The organism is Hymenobacter jeongseonensis, assembly GCF_015694725.1.
In the GTDB taxonomy this organism is placed as follows: domain Bacteria; phylum Bacteroidota; class Bacteroidia; order Cytophagales; family Hymenobacteraceae; genus Hymenobacter; species Hymenobacter jeongseonensis.
The window spans coordinates 384,960-400,713 of sequence record NZ_JADQDQ010000003.1 but is presented as its reverse complement, the minus strand read 5'-3'; the positions used below and the strand labels follow the sequence as shown (position 1 = coordinate 400,713).

General features: G+C 52.4%; 19 protein-coding genes. 17 read left to right on the top strand and 2 right to left on the bottom strand.

What is annotated here, in order from left to right:
* Positions 1 to 130 precede the first annotated feature (130 nt).
* From I2I05_RS08680 to I2I05_RS08630, 11 genes are all read left to right on the top strand, one after another.
* Positions 131 to 1,609 carry a phage integrase SAM-like domain-containing protein gene (locus I2I05_RS08680; protein ID WP_196281844.1) on the top strand — a complete coding sequence of 493 codons (1,479 nt, stop codon included), beginning with the start codon at positions 131 to 133 and terminating at the stop codon, positions 1,607 to 1,609.
* 39 nt (positions 1,610 to 1,648) lie between these two features.
* Entirely contained in the window at positions 1,649 to 2,155 is a 507-nt protein-coding gene (locus I2I05_RS08675; protein WP_196281843.1) for a hypothetical protein, read from the top strand.
* 640 nt (positions 2,156 to 2,795) lie between these two features.
* The gene (locus tag I2I05_RS08670) at positions 2,796 to 4,346 is read left to right on the top strand and encodes a hypothetical protein (protein WP_196281842.1); all 1,551 of its coding nucleotides are present in this window, start codon (positions 2,796 to 2,798) and stop codon (positions 4,344 to 4,346) included.
* Positions 4,347 to 4,397: 51 nt separating this feature from the next.
* A complete protein-coding gene (locus I2I05_RS08665) occupies positions 4,398 to 4,871 on the top strand; it encodes a hypothetical protein (protein WP_196281841.1) in 474 nt (157 codons plus the stop codon).
* 99 nt (positions 4,872 to 4,970) lie between these two features.
* Positions 4,971 to 5,378, top strand: a complete 408-nt coding sequence (locus I2I05_RS08660) for a hypothetical protein (protein ID WP_196281840.1) — start codon at positions 4,971 to 4,973, stop codon at positions 5,376 to 5,378.
* Positions 5,366 to 5,695, top strand: coding sequence for a hypothetical protein (locus I2I05_RS08655; RefSeq protein ID WP_196281839.1), 330 nt, complete (start codon positions 5,366 to 5,368; stop codon positions 5,693 to 5,695). The genes I2I05_RS08660 and I2I05_RS08655 overlap by 13 nt, the downstream gene beginning before the upstream one ends.
* A 91-nt stretch (positions 5,696 to 5,786) precedes the next feature.
* The gene (locus I2I05_RS08650; protein WP_196281838.1) at positions 5,787 to 5,975 is read left to right on the top strand and encodes a hypothetical protein; all 189 of its coding nucleotides are present in this window, start codon (positions 5,787 to 5,789) and stop codon (positions 5,973 to 5,975) included.
* A gap of 1 nt (position 5,976) precedes the next feature.
* Complete coding sequence (locus tag I2I05_RS08645) at positions 5,977 to 6,153, top strand: hypothetical protein (RefSeq protein ID WP_196281837.1); 177 nt, start codon at positions 5,977 to 5,979, stop codon at positions 6,151 to 6,153.
* 88 nt (positions 6,154 to 6,241) lie between these two features.
* Entirely contained in the window at positions 6,242 to 6,964 is a 723-nt protein-coding gene (locus I2I05_RS08640; protein WP_196281836.1) for a hypothetical protein, read from the top strand.
* Between the two features lie 68 nt (positions 6,965 to 7,032).
* Positions 7,033 to 8,076: a hypothetical protein gene (locus I2I05_RS08635; RefSeq protein WP_196281835.1), complete on the top strand. Its 1,044-nt coding sequence runs from the start codon at positions 7,033 to 7,035 to the stop codon at positions 8,074 to 8,076.
* Between the two features lie 398 nt (positions 8,077 to 8,474).
* Entirely contained in the window at positions 8,475 to 9,137 is a 663-nt protein-coding gene (locus I2I05_RS08630; protein WP_196281834.1) for a recombinase family protein, read from the top strand.
* 77 nt (positions 9,138 to 9,214) lie between these two features.
* Here I2I05_RS08630 and I2I05_RS08625 read toward each other — a convergent pair whose 3' ends face one another.
* Complete coding sequence (locus I2I05_RS08625; RefSeq protein WP_196281833.1) at positions 9,215 to 9,919, bottom strand: hypothetical protein; 705 nt, start codon at positions 9,917 to 9,919, stop codon at positions 9,215 to 9,217.
* 117 nt (positions 9,920 to 10,036) lie between these two features.
* Entirely contained in the window at positions 10,037 to 10,396 is a 360-nt protein-coding gene (locus I2I05_RS08620) for a hypothetical protein (protein ID WP_196281832.1), read from the bottom strand.
* A 492-nt stretch (positions 10,397 to 10,888) separates the two neighbouring features.
* Between I2I05_RS08620 and I2I05_RS08615 the strand changes: the two genes are divergently transcribed.
* The 6 genes from I2I05_RS08615 (at position 10,889) to I2I05_RS08590 (ending at position 15,743) form a co-directional block, all read left to right on the top strand.
* The gene (locus I2I05_RS08615; protein ID WP_196281831.1) at positions 10,889 to 11,596 is read left to right on the top strand and encodes a hypothetical protein; all 708 of its coding nucleotides are present in this window, start codon (positions 10,889 to 10,891) and stop codon (positions 11,594 to 11,596) included.
* A 53-nt stretch (positions 11,597 to 11,649) separates the two neighbouring features.
* Positions 11,650 to 12,195, top strand: coding sequence for a hypothetical protein (locus I2I05_RS08610; protein WP_196281830.1), 546 nt, complete (start codon positions 11,650 to 11,652; stop codon positions 12,193 to 12,195).
* A gap of 24 nt (positions 12,196 to 12,219) precedes the next feature.
* The gene (gene terL / locus I2I05_RS08605; RefSeq protein WP_196281829.1) at positions 12,220 to 13,809 is read left to right on the top strand and encodes a phage terminase large subunit; all 1,590 of its coding nucleotides are present in this window, start codon (positions 12,220 to 12,222) and stop codon (positions 13,807 to 13,809) included.
* A gap of 29 nt (positions 13,810 to 13,838) precedes the next feature.
* The gene (locus I2I05_RS08600) at positions 13,839 to 14,624 is read left to right on the top strand and encodes a hypothetical protein (protein ID WP_196281828.1); all 786 of its coding nucleotides are present in this window, start codon (positions 13,839 to 13,841) and stop codon (positions 14,622 to 14,624) included.
* Positions 14,625 to 14,700: 76 nt separating this feature from the next.
* Complete coding sequence (locus I2I05_RS08595) at positions 14,701 to 15,183, top strand: hypothetical protein (protein WP_196281827.1); 483 nt, start codon at positions 14,701 to 14,703, stop codon at positions 15,181 to 15,183.
* Complete coding sequence (locus I2I05_RS08590; protein ID WP_196281826.1) at positions 15,183 to 15,743, top strand: hypothetical protein; 561 nt, start codon at positions 15,183 to 15,185, stop codon at positions 15,741 to 15,743. Before I2I05_RS08595 ends, I2I05_RS08590 begins: the two co-directional genes overlap by 1 nt.
* Positions 15,744 to 15,754: the final 11 nt, after the last annotated feature.

Sequence of the window (15,754 nt, the reverse complement as noted above, 5' to 3'; positions counted from 1 at the left end):
CATTGTGAAAAGTTCCATTTTGAAGCAATAGAAGCATGTTCATAAGTAAAATCCGGACCTTTTTGTAAAACAAATCCGGACCTGTCCTATACCTTTGGGCCACTGACCTCATCCCAAAGCACCAATTCATATGGCAACCGTTACCGCGCTTGTTAAAATCAAGAACAAGGACCGAGACGAAAACCCCTTGTGGGTCGTTTTCCGCCACCAGAAATTGGAAGTCGTGGTCAGCACCGGGGAATCCCTCAGCCCCAAGTTGCTCAAGAAAGGCAAGGTCATCGGGGACCGGGCCTTGGTCCTAAACGAACTCATTGCCACCATTGGCAGCGACTTGCAGAAAGCGTACGACACAGTGACCAAGCGGGCCGAAGGCCTGTCCAGTGCCGATGTAAAGCAAGAGTTTGAACGCCTGGACGCCGAGCGCAAGACCAAGCTCAAGTGGGACAAGTTCCTGCACAAGGACGAAGAGTACACCAAGAACCAACGCATCGGCCACGCAAACCGACGCGTTTACCGGGCCAAAAAACAACTCGAAGAAATCCAGGCAGAAATGGCTTATTGGGCCAAACAGTATGCTGAACTGAGCGGCACCGTTACCAGCCTCGAAGACGAGAAGAAAGAGTACCTGACGACGTACATCCAGCGGTACACCGACGAGCGGATGTCGGCGATGGCCCGGAGCACCAAGAGCGGTTACAACGCGGTCTGCACGGCCATCAATGCGTACAACCCCACCCTGAAACTCAAGGACGTTACCCTGACCATCATGCGGGAAATCGAAGCGCACTTGCTGACCTCGGATACCCAGAATACAACCATTGTCAGTTACATGGGAAAAATCAAGGCCGTATGTAACTTTTACGCTTCGGAAGCTGGGATGACTTCATCTTACAAGATGTACGAATGCGAGCTGCCGACCCAGCCCAACGACGTGGTATACCTGACGGTGAAACAACTGGAAGACTTCTGGAACCACGAGAAGCAAGCCTTAATTCACGAGAAACAACCGGGCCGCACCGCTCCGAAGAAGTCGTATATCCAGGTACGCGACATGTTCATGTTCATGTGCGCCACGGCCCTGCGGTACTCGGACTTGTTCCAGGGAGACTTCCGGGACTTCATCCAGTCGGAAACCCTGGAAGATGGTACCGTGGAAGAACACCTTGTCATGTTCCCCAGGAAGACCCGGAAGAAGAGCATCAAGGTCATGGTACCAGTGACGCCGATTGTTAAGGATATCCTGGAACGCAACGATTACAAATTCAAGCGCATGAAGGATTCCTTCTTCCGGGACTTGCTGCGTGAATACTGCAACGACATCCCCAGCTTCCAAGCACCGGTCACCAAGTTCGAACTCAAAGGGACCGACCGTTCAACGGTGAAGAATGAATACACCGGGGAGAAAATCAAGTTCTGGGAAGCCATCGGCAGCCACACGGGCCGCCGAACCTGGACCAACTTCGCTTTCCAATCCGGCTGGCTGATTCCAGAGATTGCCGGGGTCACCGGCCACATCAGCTTGAACACGCTGATGACGTACGCCAGCAAAGTCAAAGTGGTCAAGAGTGCCATCAAACCCCTGGACACGTTCCACCGCTTGAATCCGTAACCACTCACCTGCCAGATTTATCCATACTTTCGACCCATCATGACAATACTGAACGATTGGTCGGCTGCCGACCTGCTGGACCTGTACAAACGCCTCGAAGCCCACGTCAGCTTCAACGACGAACCCCTCTTCACCCTGGACTTCGACGCCGGGGACGATGGGTTCGTCTCCGGACAAAACTCCGAAGGGTACATGATTAAGTTCACCGAAGCCGAAGCGAAGTTGCTGCTGTTCTTCACGGGCCGGGAGTTCCATTCGGAAATGGTGATTCACCTGTACAGCATCGCCGGTCATTTCCGGAGCGCCGCGAAGGCCAAGGTGGACGAAGCTATCCCCGAGCCACCCGCGAAGTGGTACCGGTACCTCAACGCCTTCCGGACCAACTGGACCCCCGAAGACAAAGAGAAGAAGAACGGTAAAGCCAAAGACGACGAGTTACCGGCCCAGTTTAAGCCCAACACGATTCGGCTGGGTTCGAAGGTTAAGAATTCCCCGGTACCCTTTCCGAAGGGCAACATGAACAAACACGAGGACCCTCCCTTCTGAGTTCACATCAACGTCGTCGTAACCGAACCCTGGCTGTAAATGGCCGGGGTTTTGTTTGCTGCGCAATTTTTACCACGCCGTTAACGCGTGTAAGCACTTCACTGCATATATTTTATAGCAATGCAATCGACTTGCTGTACCCTTAAAAGTAATAGAGACACCCCCACCTTCCCCAACACTTACACCTCTATTACTCCTCAGTATTGTACCCGATGTACCCTTATAAGTAACCCCCCCCCCTTTCTTACTATATCCGATTGATATACCCTTTGTATACCTATTTATGAATGTAAACATCGAAGATGTAATCGTTGAACTGAGTCAGACGCGTTCGATGAAATGCCGACGCCGAATTGAAACCGCGCCGAACGATTTGTTTTCGTCGTGTTGGCTGTGAACGTATTTTTGGTTAAAGAGAAACTTTTAGCGCAAACGCGCAAAGAAGTGCAAGTACGGCGGCGTCCCCGACGACCGCAGGCGCAAGCCGACGTATTTAATCTCGGATGGTGGTAATCGCCTTATCGTCATCCACGGGGCCGGGCAAGGTTGGTAATGACTTGCCCGGCGTTCCACCCCGTCCCTCATTACCGCCTGCCGTGGAAAGCGGGATATCCCTAAGAGAATCATTGCCACCCAATATTTGTACCACCACCATTTGTTCGGCCCGTCGCTCATCGACGTCCGCGCCACCTTTGACCACATCGATTTCGATACCGCCTTTGACGGGGAATTTGCCCACATCGAACGCAACAAGACCTTGTACCTGGACAACCACGTTGACAAGTACCATTACATCCTAAACCGTATCCACGAAGGCCACGTCTTCAATCGCACCACCGTCCAGGGTTACGCCAGCATCAACTTGGCGGACCTTCGGGAATTCATCGGTAAACGTTACGCGGACGAATGCTTGAAGCTGATGAAGCTGCTCGGCTGGATTCAATGTGACAACTGGCGTGTTTACGGTCAGAAGTCGTTCGGCTATCGCATTGCCCCCAATTTCGTCAGCACCGCCATCGGCCACCTCGTCTTCAAGGATGAAGTCATGGGACGCAAGCTTCGGCTGCGGACGGCCGCGAATAACAAAGCCAACCAGAAGCTCGTCACCTGGAAGAACCTGCGCCAGATTCGTATCCACGACCGTGAAGCCCTCGGCTTCGTGGACGCCAAGCTGGCCTTCTCCTTGCAGTACCTGGAAGCCTATCGTGGTCAGTTGTCCTTGATATCAACCCCTGCGGATGTCAAGGCCGAAGCGTACAACGAAATCCGTTGGGCGTGGTCGCACCCGACGTACTGGTTGAATCATTCCGTTTACGGCCTGCTAAATGTAAACGACGCCCGCTTGGCGTTGGCCCAGGACGATAACGCCGGTCTGACGCTGTACGGCATCTTGAAGAACAGCATCGTTAATCAGCATGGTACCGACCAGATAGCCATTAGCAAAATTGCCAACCTGCACTTCTTCCACAAGCGGAAGGTCAGCAAGTCCCGGTTATACACGAACCTGAGCAACATCAGCACCGAGCTGCGCAAGTTCTTATATCACAAGGACCACGCGTACAATCCGCTGGTCAACCTGGACATCCGCAACTCGCAACCATTTATCCTGGCCTGCCTGCTCAAGAAGCAGTACGGTGACGCTAGCATCCTGCCAGAAGACGTCCAGCACTTCATCGACCTGACCATGACCGGCAAGTTTTACGATTGCATCATGGACCGGATGAACATCGCCGCAACAGAGCGCAAGGAATTCAAGGTGCAATTCTTCGCCAACATTTTCTTCTGTACCAACGAGTACGCCAAGCGCACCCAGGACGGAAAACTCTTCAAGGAATTGTTCCCCAACGTTTACGCCATCATCGTCCAGATGAAAACGAAAGACGCACTCGGTGGTCACGAGAAGCTGGCGATTGCCATGCAACACTTGGAAGCCGATATCATCTTGGGAGCCGTGGGCAAAAAGCTGGAAGCCGAAGGCATCTGGTACAACACCATCCACGATTCCGTCGTGGTCAGTATTCAGGCCGCCGACCGGACGCGGGAACTCATGCTGGAAGCCTTTCGGCAAGAAGTCGGCATTGTTCCCACTATTAACACCGAAGTGCTAACGGTGGTAACCGCTGACATCAAGGCTAACATTCTGAAAGATGAGAACGACGATGATATCATGATGATGTCAATGGCAGCCTAAGGTTCACCCACCGTTCGTATCATTGCCCCATCATCATCAACTTTAATCATCATGGCAAAACAAACCCTTCAGGAAAAATTGCTGGCCTTGCTCGAAGAAGCCACCAAGGCGTCGGCACCTGCGTCCACGAAAACCGTCAAAAGCAAGGACGTCACCAAAGCCTTAGGCATGTTGAAGAAGAGCCGCGAATTGGCAGATGCTGCTTACGCCTTGCTGGCCGGTGACGGCGGTAATGATGAAAACCAGTCGGAAGAATATAAAGCCAACGTTGCCCTGCGCAGCTTTGCCCCTTTCGGTCGCCGCACCGATGGCACCCCCAAGAAAGGCAGCGGTCAAGCTGTGGGCAACGCGGACGACCTGAAATTGCAAGAGCTATACCCCGACCTGTACACGTCCGGCGACAAGCCAAAATCCGAAAAACGCATCACGTTGAAAAATCTCCGGACCGTTTTGGTTTCCGACAGCACGGCCGATAACCCCGGCCACGGCGGAAGCAACAAACCCGGCGATAAAGTGGGCAATTAATAAAAGCCTGCGCCTGATAGCAACGATGAACCCTGGCTGTAAACGGCCGGGGTTTTTGTTTTTCAAGCGGTCTTATCTGAGGGAAACCACGCTTCCTTCATGTTAACCTTATCCCTGGTACTATTATTCTTGCTGAACCTGTACGCCAGCATCAGCGGCTTCAAGGACTCCATCCTGTACAGCCGGACCGCTGCCGACGCCACCAAGTACAACGAGCACCTTCTTTACATTGCCGAACGCGTGGTGGTGCTGGTTATCGTGGCCGTAAGCACTCAACTAGGGCTAATTCCTGCCCTGGCTGCCATCCTGGGCTTCGCGCTGATGTTCTCGTTCAGCCACAACCAAAGCTATTACCTGGGCCGCAACATCATCGACGGCACCACCCACGGCTTCACGTATTCATCGAAGTCGAGCACCGCCAAAATCGAAATGGGTTTCAAGCTGCGGGCCACGTTGTTTGTCCTGGGCCTTGTTCTCCACGTCGGAATCGTCGCATGTACACGATAACCTGGACGGGCGCGTGGCTATCCTGGAACACGATGCTGAGCAAGAACCGCTGGCAACGTGCCAAGCTGATGGAAGACTGGAAGCCGCTGTACCGGAAGATGTTCGCCGATGCTGGAATGAAGCCGATGAAAAATTTCACCATTGTCATCCGGTACTGGTCAAGGATGGACGCCGATAACGTATACATGAAGGCGTTCATCGATTCCCTTCGCGCCGAGCACCTGGTTCCCAACGACGACAAGCGGTACTTCGGTGGCATTAGCTGCACTCCCGACCCCACGCTAAAACATAACACATACGTTATCAGCGTAATATGAAATAGTTGGAAAAACCCGAAGAAAAGTGCGGCAAACCGCTTTCAGCGACGGTCATTGCCGCTATTTACAGGGGAACAAACAGACCATCGACATGAAGACCCTGCAAACCGGCGGTTACAGCCACCACCCATCCGCCACGACCTCAACCATCGTGACTATCACCCTCACCCCTGCTTTGACCGAGCGTCAGGCCGTGCTCGTCCAGGTGCAACAAAACACCCAGCGACTAAAGAACCTGACGGATTCCATCACCGAATTATTCGTCGGTATCAACAGATAACATGAGTGACACCATCATCACCGACGCCATCACCCCCAAGGACATCTTGGTGGCCGTGGTGAAGCAATTGGACCACATGTCGCAGACGGAATACGCCGACTTCATTCAGCACCTCAAAACCAAGTACGACGCCCGCCTGGAAGCCCATTACCTGCAATACCCCCGCCACCGTCCTTGATGACATACCAAGTTTCAGAAGCCACTCCAATAGTCATCAGGGGTGGCTTTTCTTTTACCTTGCGTTTTACATTCTGATTCTGCCATATATGCCTGTCGGTACTTTGCCCATCGAATACGTCCCCATCATCGGGTACAGTCTCACCTTCGTCAGCAGCCTCGTGGTCGGGGTCGTCATGGGTATCATGCTTCAAAAGAGAAAGGAGACCCACGAGCTGAGGCTAAAGGAAATGGACATTCAGCAACGACGAGACGAAATGTCGTACGCCGACCTCAAGGAATTCCGCAACCGCAAAGCCCTGGCCGGGGAAGACCTTATCAAAGAATACACCCTGTTTATCCAAGAACTGGAAGCACGGAAAAAGTTTTACCAGCACCAGCTTGAACAAGGCGGGGACCCCGAAACCTATTCCCGTAAGTCAACCCAATACGAAGCCCACATGAACAAACTGAACAACCGCTTGGCACAAAGCGAAGGCGGTTTGCTCGGCAAATACTTTGTGTACTTCGCCGACGCCGAAAACGAGAACGCTGGACAACAATTCCAGGACGGACTGGAAGAACGCGACGACACCATACGCCATCGGTTGGATGACATCCTTGATTCCACCCACAACATGTATCAAGCCCTTTTGGAAGGGATGGTGTACACCCCCGAAGCCCACACCGGCTTCCGGGCCATCGCAACCGACATGGCAAACGAAAAGAAAGCCCTGCTGAATGAACTGATTGCTATCATGGATTCCCGCCTGGAAACAATACGCGGACTCATCTTCCATATTCGAGAAGATATATCCGGTAAGAAGCGATAACAACCTGAATGCCCTCCATCGTCACCGAAAAGTAACACTCCCTTATTCTGCCAAATAACTTTAAAACTGTGAGTACTGAACCAAAGAGTCAACTAGAATCAATCAAGAATTATCTGCCCTTCGTTTCCCTGATACTTCTAGGGATGGGTACAACCTGGTTATTTGTTTTTTATAACTATTTTAATATTGATATAACTGTATTTATAGATTTAACGGAAATAATTCAATTACAGTTTCCTTTTTTCGCCCTCGTTCTGCTGTACATAGTTGTGTATGCTTCATTGATTCAAGCGACGGCCGGACACGTCAATGTTTACGGGTACGGTGCAAAAAAGAGAGTCGCACTCAGAATCGAAAGATTTCGTCAACATCGGATTTACCGAAATGCTGGCGATTTCGGTAGAAACCTAATAGACCCGTTCATACGAAACAGCTTACGCATCCGTACCAACCATATTTCCAACCTGACACAAATGCTTATTTATATAAGCATATGCAGTATTCTTTTATTTGCTAGTATTCATATTGATACTGAAGCATCTATCGACAATTATGTTATCCGCGACTTATTAATTTTAAGCTTTGTTTTGGTTATTCTCTTTTACTTGATTCACGGCACATTTAGGAGAGTTTTCAATGAAAGCAAAGGTGAAGGCCTCACCCTTGAATTTAAATTACAAACCTTCTCCATCGCTTTCCTAGTGTTAGTAATCGGGATGGGAATAATTTACAACAGAGCACTTGCTTATGATACAAAACATGGAAGCCCCCCGCTAATCGTTCGGATGCTAATGAAAGGAAAGTCGCTGGTATCGGCCACCTCATCGTTTCAATCCGATACCGTAATGGTTTACGTGGGTCAAACCAAGAATTATGTATTCCTATACAACCGCAAGAACGAGCAAGGCCATGTAATTCCTAGAAGCGAAATCTTAGATATCCAGTTTAGCGAGTCCCCAAGCACCATACGGCGAAGACAGGAGTGGACGAGAAGGAACAGCACTTGGTATTGGGGAGATGTAATGCCGTATTTCACCAAGCTGTTCACAATTTCCCAACGGCCTGCACTAATACCCAACGTCCCTGCCAGATTACCAAAATCCAGGGAATAGCTTAATTAATAAGCTGCTGAAAAAATCTCAGAGTCCAATCATGTTAATGGTTGGACTTTTTTCTCGCCATTTTCTCAGCCCATTGACTCAAATCCCACTTTCTGAACCTCGTCTATCCTCAAGACCTGGGTATCATGACCACGGCGGTTTCTGCGCGGGCCGCATTCGAATCATTTGGCGGCTGCACTATTCGCAAAAATTAGCCTCATTTAGTGCCACTTTGATACCATAAGATATTTGCAATAAAATGCTCATATCATTGCGAATATCATAATCAATTAATCATGTACTCAGGAGTCCAAGACACTGAAAAAGTCTATACTGTTTATTAAATGTCCGTTTAACAAATGAGAAATGATTCGTACCTTCGTGGGACCTCCCCTGGAAAAGTCCAACCCATGCAAAACTTCGTCGCGTATTACCGAGTCAGTACCGTCCGCCAAGGTGAATCCGGTCTCGGCCTGGAAGCTCAGCAAGCCACCGTCCTGCGCCACGTCGCCGCAAACGCGGGCACAATCAGCTCGGAGTACATCGAAGTGGAATCGGGCAAGAAGAACAACCGCCCCAAGCTGATGGCAGCCCTAGCCGAAGCGAAGGCCACGTCCAGCACTCTTATCATCGCCAAGCTGGACCGCCTGTCCCGTAACGCTTCCTTCTTGCTGAGCCTGATGGACGCGGGCGTAAACTTCGTGGCCGTTGACAATCCTCATGCGAATCCGCTGACCTTGGGATTGCTGGCGGTGATTGCCCAACACGAAGCCAAGCAAATCAGCACCCGAACGCGGGAAGCCTTGGCTGCCAAGAAGCGCCGTGGCGAACGACTCGGCTCCCCGGCCAACATGACCGCCGACGCCCGTGCCACTTCCTTACTGGTCCGCCAAAGCAACGCCCGCCAAGCCGCCGTACAAGTGACGGATATCATCGCCGACAAACGCCAGCTCGGCTGGACCTTGCAACGGGTTGCCGAGCACCTAACCGCCAAGGGATACACCACCCGTCGTGGTCATCCCTGGACGGCGGGCGCGGTTCATCGCTTGGTCCAAACCCCGATACCGGCCTAATACCAAACCATACCAAAAGACGAAGCCCCGACCGAGTTATCAGTTGGGGCTTTTTCGTTTCTAACGTCTGGCCTTGGTTATTTCCCGATGGCGGTGGTGCCGCTGATGGCTTGGTTCACGCGGTCGATTACTTCATCCAGGTTGGTGAACGCCATCGTCTCCTTGCTGTAATACAGGTCCACGGTCTCGGCACCGGTCCGGTCCCGGAACGCCGCTTGGCGTTGATGGTCCAGCGCCTTATGACTTCCCCACGTAGATGTCGGCGACGTAAACTTGTAATTCAACGGCTTCACCTGGATGCCGAGCACCACCGATTCCTTGCCGTTGGGGGTGGCGACGCCACTGGTACTGGTCATCACCGCGAAGTCCACGCTGTATTTGCTATCCAAAAGCGTATGGCTGTACATGGTATAGCCGGTGAAGTGGCTGCCCACAGCGGCGACGGCCTGCCGCTCCATGTCGAATCCGAGCCACGAGTCCAAGACCAGGACTTGCTTCACCATCCGCTTGCAGTCTTCGATGTCGATATCCAGGCTGGCGAATTCCGGCCGGTCACCGACCAAAGTTTCCACGGCGGACCACAGCTTGTTCACCCGTTGCCGGAGGGTCATGGTACCGGTGGCATTCAAGAGCAGAATCAAGGCCTGCATGTCTACCGGCTTGTGCTTATAGATAACCTTGGATACCGGGATATCACGGAAATCGTTGATGCCGGTGTTGTTGATAAGGTCGCGTAACGTTTGGTCTTTGCCGTTGGTCACGCGTAAAACGCGGTTTTTCAAATGTTGTCATGATTATTTTTATTGTGTCCTCACGAATCGTTTTCAGACCCGTGACGACGTTATTGATTCCGGTGAATGTCCACGTCACCGTCAGCGTGTATCCCTTAACCTCAGGCCCTAATTCAAGACCTGTTGAGGCTTTGACAAGTCATCGGCATTGATGCCAAATTTCTTGGCGGTATCCAGGTAATGAAACCGGACATCCGAACACTGTTGGTGAATCTTGTTCCGAAGCTCGTCCAGCTTGGCTTGGCGCAGGCTCATGATTTCAATGCCGATGGCTTGGATGTATTGGTGCAAGGCATCCAACTGTTCGCCCGTAAACGGCTTCGACTTGCCTACGCCGTTTAGCTTATTCCGGAAGCTAGCTTGGCACATGCCAAGCAAGTCTGCCAATGGCTGCAAGCGCAACTCGTACTTCTTGATGAAGTCGGTGATGGTTATGGTGGTGGTAACGTTCATATGAATGGTGTTCATGGGTTTGATTCTGGGCAAGCCTCACAAGTAAATACTCGTGTTCAGGTCGCCATCATTTCAATCGATTAATTATTCTATTCAGTTTGGTGAAAAAGTTGTCAATCTTGAGAAGAAAATGTGCGACAATTTTCGCTTTGACTAAAAATACAATTCATGACCACCACGACGAAAACAAATCGTGCCTACCGGGAGCAAGTATTTTAGAAGTATCTATCCAAGGAACGGCCCTCCCCTAGGCCGGGCGCAATTGTTTTCAGCATTTATTTACTGTAATATCTTGTATATTAAAACTATACAAAACATTATCGACTTGCTGTACCCTTATAAGTAATAGAAAACCCCACCCCTTCCCTTCTTATCTTACCTAGTTGTATCCTATCGTTAACCACCTTGATATTCACCTCGGGTTTACATACTATCAAGGTTGACGTAAATGCTGTTATCAACCTTTATTCATTTCTGACTTCGTGACAATGCCGAGTATTTATCGGTATGACCAATGAAGTACCGGCTGAAACCAACACCACACCATTAACCACCGAAGAAATCTTTGCCGTCCTGGTGGCCGAACGCAAATACATCCGCGCCAAGGTCAAGGAAGGCATCAAGTTCAAGCTGCGCAAAACCATCGCCAGCGACGAGCTGGAAGAACTAATTAGCGACGCGCAGTACCGGATGATGGAACAAGCCCTCAAGGGAAAGACGGCCTTCATCAGCGCCGCCAAGGTCGTCGGATACGTCTTGTTCGCGTGTTGGTGCAATTATCGGACACTTCATTACAAGAAGACCACCGCCAACAAGACCAATACCCATCAAGACGACTGGATGGTGGAAGGCCTGGTTAACCCACCCGTGCGCCGCCGCGAATACATCCACGTCAACCTGGAAGACCTCTTGGATACCGGCGTTGAATTCGCCGCCGAGCCACCCCGAATTGAAACCGATTCGGACCTTCGGGACTCCTATTATTCCGAACTCTGGGAGAAACTGTTCACGTACTTGGACGACTGCATCCTGGACGAGTTCTTCACCTTCCGCGAAGTCGGCATTTACAAGGTGTACATCCTGAACCGGTGGTCGATGAAGCGCTTGGTGAGTGAATCAGATTATTCGCGGGCCATCTGCTTCGATGCCGTGAAGAAGATTCGGGAACATTTGAAGACGGTCCACTGGTACCTGACCGACGAACGCGATTCATAAGCGGTACCGGGGAATAGCGGTCTTCTTATCTGAGGGAAAGCATTCCTCAATCAATGGAACCCGACCCCCTCAACACCACCGGCCTCGTCGTCAAGCATCATCCAGGCAGCAAAGGCACGGACAAGATGAACACGCTCAGCAAGGACGAACAAAAGCAACTGCGGAAAGAAATCATCGAATCCTGTCGGTCCATGATGGGACGTGGCTGGACGTACAAAATGAAGATGGACGGCTTGGCTGCCGAATTCGGCGTCAGCACCCGGCAAGCCAAGAAGTACATCACTTACACCCGCGAAGACATTCAGAATCGCAAGACGGAATCGTACGCCAAGGAATATGATGAAGTCCTAATCAAGTTGGAAACGCTGTACCGGGACATGTACGCCGCTGGCAAGCTGGACCAAGCCTTGAAGGTCTTAAATCAACTGATTCAATTGCGGGGGTACGAAGCGCCGAAGGCCTTGGTGGTGAAACAGGAAGTCCAGGTACGCAACGACCTGTCGCATTTGAGCGCCGACGAGTTACGGGACCTGCAACGCTTGCTCAAGCTCAGCAACGGCCACCCGAACGAAGGCGAAAGCGACGCGGTGCTGGTCTAATCCGATTGTACCACCACTCCCCTCATGCCTATTAACAAAGATGATTTACTAATCACCAAGGTACCCAAGAACAAAGGCGGACGCCCACGGAAGCACCCGTTGCCGGTGAAACCCGTCCCCTCGGTTAACCCCGACACCTTGCGCGTGGACGTCAACCGGGCGCTGTACCGCAAGGATTTTTTCGCGTTTTACCAAGACCTGTTCCCCAATATCAAAGGCGAAGTCTTCGAAAACAACTGGCACGTCAAGGCCTTGTGCGACGACATTCAACCCGACCTGGAACGCGCGGCCACCGGCAAAGCTCGGCTCAAACACGTGGACGCCAACATCGGGCCGCGTACGGGCAAGTCTTTCATTTACAATGTGGCGGCTCCGCTGTGGTTTCACCTGCTGATGCCGAAGGCGGAAATCGTAACCGTCACCAACGGTTCACGCCTGTCGGGCAAGATGCTCGGCTTCACGAAGAAGGTCATCAAGTCCGACTGGTTCAAGCTGCATTACCCGGAAATGACATTGGTCGTGGACAACGAAAGCGGATACGAATGGTCCACGGGGGGCAAACGGACCGCCTTCGGTATCGACTCCAAGATTCTGGGTGAGAATACCGACCTGACCATCACCGATGACTTGCTGGATTCGCCGACCGCCACGAGCGACGCCGAGCGCAATAACGTGCTGAACAAACTCATGCACGACATTTTCGGCCGTTTCAACAACAAAGCGGTCGGCCTGCACATCAACTTCAACCAGCGGCTTCACGTCCAGGACGTCAGTGGGGCCATCCAGGCGCAGCTGGCCGAATACTTCCGCGTCATCAAGCTGCCCTCGGAAGCCAAGTCCAGCGCCGACGTCATCCCGTCCGAGTGGTTCGACCGGTACACACCCGAACCAGGCACCGGGAACCGCTTGCTGTGGGACGCTCCTGGTCGCCTGAGTCGTCCGGACTTGAACTTCGAACGCGCCCGACTCGGCACCAACGGGTACAGCCAACAGCACTTGCAGCGGCCACGCAGCCGGGACGGCGGCATCTTGAAAACGAAGTGGTTCACCGATAACACCGTAACCGCCGACGAATGGAAGCTCAAATCCCAAGGTCGGCACGTCGAATACCAGGTGTTCTTGGACGGAGCCGAAACCACTAATCCATTAAATGACGCCACCTGTTGGGCGCTCGTTGGCAAGTTAGACAACCAGGTATTCGTCCTCGATGTCCAGTGGCGTCGCCTGACGTTACCGGACTTGAAGCGCAGCTTGGCGGCGTGGCTCGATGCCAATCGGCACGGCCTGTACCCGGCCACCCGCGTCTGGATTGAAGGCAAGTCGATTGGCAAGTCCCTCATCAGCGAAATGAAGGAGCTGGTTCCCAACGTCATCTTCCTGGAATTGCAGCCGGGCCGGGACAGCAAAGCCGCCCGCTGCATCGGGATAGAAAGTTACGTTGAAGGTGGCCGGGCGCGAATCCTTGCCGGTCAGCCCTGGACGGAAGAGTTCATCGATGAATGTTCCAGCTTCACCGGTAAGGAGTCCGGCAAGCGCCACGACGACGCCCTAGATACGCTGATATACGCCGTGCGCAATGCCAAGGAAGGCGACTTCTTCTTTGCCCCCATTTAGGCGGCACACCTTATTTGATACCGAACACTATGTTGGAATTTACCCTCAATACCGATACCCTGTACCTGCCGCAATCCTGGGATGAAACCTCGTTCGACCAGTACGCCACGGTGGCCGAAGTCCAAGCGGACGAAACCATGACCGAGTTGCAACGCGCCGCCCGAATCCTGTCCGCTTTGACGCGGATACCGATGTCCACCATCGAAGAGTCGGGCTTCGGCTTGCTGAATCCGCTGTGGAAACACCTGGACTTCACCAAGGAAGCCCCCCAAAAGAAGCCCGTGGCCTTTGTTACCATCGCCGGGACCAACTATTACGCGCAAGAATTGCGGACGTTCGGCGAATTAACCGCCTTCGACCAGGTGCAAAACATGTTCCCCGGCCTGCCGATGAAGCAAATCCCATACTATCTGGCACTTTTGCTCAGAAAACGACTGGATATACCTGAAAATAAGGTGCGTACATCCTGGTTACAACGCTGGTTCAATGGCACAAACGCCCAAAACCAGCCGGTTCAGCTCGTTGAAAGCGTGAATCTGGACCCGGAATTCATCAGAAAACGCGCTGAATTCTTCGCCAAACACATCAATCCGGTGCAAGTGATGAATCTGGCGGCTTTTTTTTTGACCAAAGAGCGAGCATTAAACACCGTTTTCGGCCTTTGTTCAAGTGTTCAAGCCATGCTTCTCACGCAGAAAGCGAACATGGACGCGAAACCAGCGCCGTTTACGGGTGGCTGGCGGCTCTTTACGACCTTGAACCGAACGTATGCCGCCATGCTGAATGGTTACGTCAGGACCTGGATGACGTCTTGACCTTCCTCATGTACCGGAAGCACGTCGCCGACTATCAGCGCCGCCAATACGAACAATCCAACAAGCATTAATCGCTATGAACGATACCAATACTCCTTACGCCCAACGTATCCAACCCCTGCGCCGCCTGTACGAACGCATCCTCAACATTTGCGGCAAACACGTCGCCGTCGCCAGCATCGCCAGCGGCGACCAAACCATGTTCACGGGCGAAGACACGGCGTATCCCTGCGCGTACCTGGAAACCATCGCCGACGCCACCGAAGGCGAAAGCAAGGGATTCGAAACGTACGGCGTCGTGCTAAACATCCTGGACTTGCTCCCGGCCAACGCCACCGAAATCCAGACCATCGAATTGTTCGACAGGTGCAAGCAAGTGCTGGACGAAATCAAAATGTATTTGGAACAAAAGCACGTGTTCGGGACCAAGAACGTCGGACCGGCTCAATACCTGCTCTTCACCGATGGCGACGTGGCACGGGTCCGTGCCGAGTTCAGCGTCACCGTGGAAAAGCTTATCACCGACCGGCCTGACCTCTCCCTCATTTTCCGGGACTAATGGCGAAGTCCGTGGCGCAAATCGTCCATTCCGTTAAACGCGGCACGGGCACGGGGAAAATCTTCACGACAGCGCAGGTCAAGCCGTTCTTGGATAAGCAACTCCAAGAGGCTGCCGACGCCTTTAAGGAATTCGTGGTCGAACTCATCGAAGTAAACCGCCAGCACAAAATCCGCCGCGACGATTCGGGCCTGTACGCCAATATCGTATCCAGCTTCACCACCGATGGCGCGAAGCTATCCGTGCCGCAGTACGCCGAAGACCTGGACAATGGCCGTGCGCCCGGCATTGCCTTGGTTCCCCTGGATGCCATCGTCCGTTGGATTAAGCGGTACCGCATCGTCGGACGCCAGAAGAAGACCGGCAAATTCCAGAAGGCCAACACAGACGTCAACGCGGCTGCCTATGCGATTCAGCAAGCCATTTTCCGCAACGGCATCAAGGCGCGGCCCTGGCTAGAAACAGCGCTCGGCTTCCAAGACACCTTGGTTGCCAGCCTCGTGGACGAAATAATCTTCCCGCAGATTGTCAGCGTGTTGGAGTTTACGGCCAAGAAATAAAGAGAATTAGC

What these genes read in the sequence shown, in the direction of transcription:
- I2I05_RS08680 (WP_196281844.1), top strand. Translation starts at nt 131, where the DNA reads ATGGCAACCGTTACCGCGCTTGTTAAAATCAAGAACAAGGACCGAGAC.
- I2I05_RS08675 (WP_196281843.1), top strand. Translation starts at nt 1,649, where the DNA reads ATGACAATACTGAACGATTGGTCGGCTGCCGACCTGCTGGACCTGTAC.
- I2I05_RS08665 (WP_196281841.1), top strand. Translation starts at nt 4,398, where the DNA reads ATGGCAAAACAAACCCTTCAGGAAAAATTGCTGGCCTTGCTCGAAGAA.
- I2I05_RS08660 (WP_196281840.1), top strand. Translation starts at nt 4,971, where the DNA reads ATGTTAACCTTATCCCTGGTACTATTATTCTTGCTGAACCTGTACGCC.
- I2I05_RS08655 (WP_196281839.1), top strand. Translation starts at nt 5,366, where the DNA reads ATGTACACGATAACCTGGACGGGCGCGTGGCTATCCTGGAACACGATG.
- I2I05_RS08650 (WP_196281838.1), top strand. Translation starts at nt 5,787, where the DNA reads ATGAAGACCCTGCAAACCGGCGGTTACAGCCACCACCCATCCGCCACG.
- I2I05_RS08645 (WP_196281837.1), top strand. Translation starts at nt 5,977, where the DNA reads ATGAGTGACACCATCATCACCGACGCCATCACCCCCAAGGACATCTTG.
- I2I05_RS08640 (WP_196281836.1), top strand. Translation starts at nt 6,242, where the DNA reads ATGCCTGTCGGTACTTTGCCCATCGAATACGTCCCCATCATCGGGTAC.
- I2I05_RS08630 (WP_196281834.1), top strand. Translation starts at nt 8,475, where the DNA reads ATGCAAAACTTCGTCGCGTATTACCGAGTCAGTACCGTCCGCCAAGGT.
- I2I05_RS08620 (WP_196281832.1), bottom strand. Translation starts at nt 10,396, where the DNA reads ATGAACACCATTCATATGAACGTTACCACCACCATAACCATCACCGAC.
- I2I05_RS08615 (WP_196281831.1), top strand. Translation starts at nt 10,889, where the DNA reads ATGACCAATGAAGTACCGGCTGAAACCAACACCACACCATTAACCACC.
- I2I05_RS08610 (WP_196281830.1), top strand. Translation starts at nt 11,650, where the DNA reads ATGGAACCCGACCCCCTCAACACCACCGGCCTCGTCGTCAAGCATCAT.
- terL (WP_196281829.1), top strand. Translation starts at nt 12,220, where the DNA reads ATGCCTATTAACAAAGATGATTTACTAATCACCAAGGTACCCAAGAAC.
- I2I05_RS08600 (WP_196281828.1), top strand. Translation starts at nt 13,839, where the DNA reads ATGTTGGAATTTACCCTCAATACCGATACCCTGTACCTGCCGCAATCC.
- I2I05_RS08595 (WP_196281827.1), top strand. Translation starts at nt 14,701, where the DNA reads ATGAACGATACCAATACTCCTTACGCCCAACGTATCCAACCCCTGCGC.
- I2I05_RS08590 (WP_196281826.1), top strand. Translation starts at nt 15,183, where the DNA reads ATGGCGAAGTCCGTGGCGCAAATCGTCCATTCCGTTAAACGCGGCACG.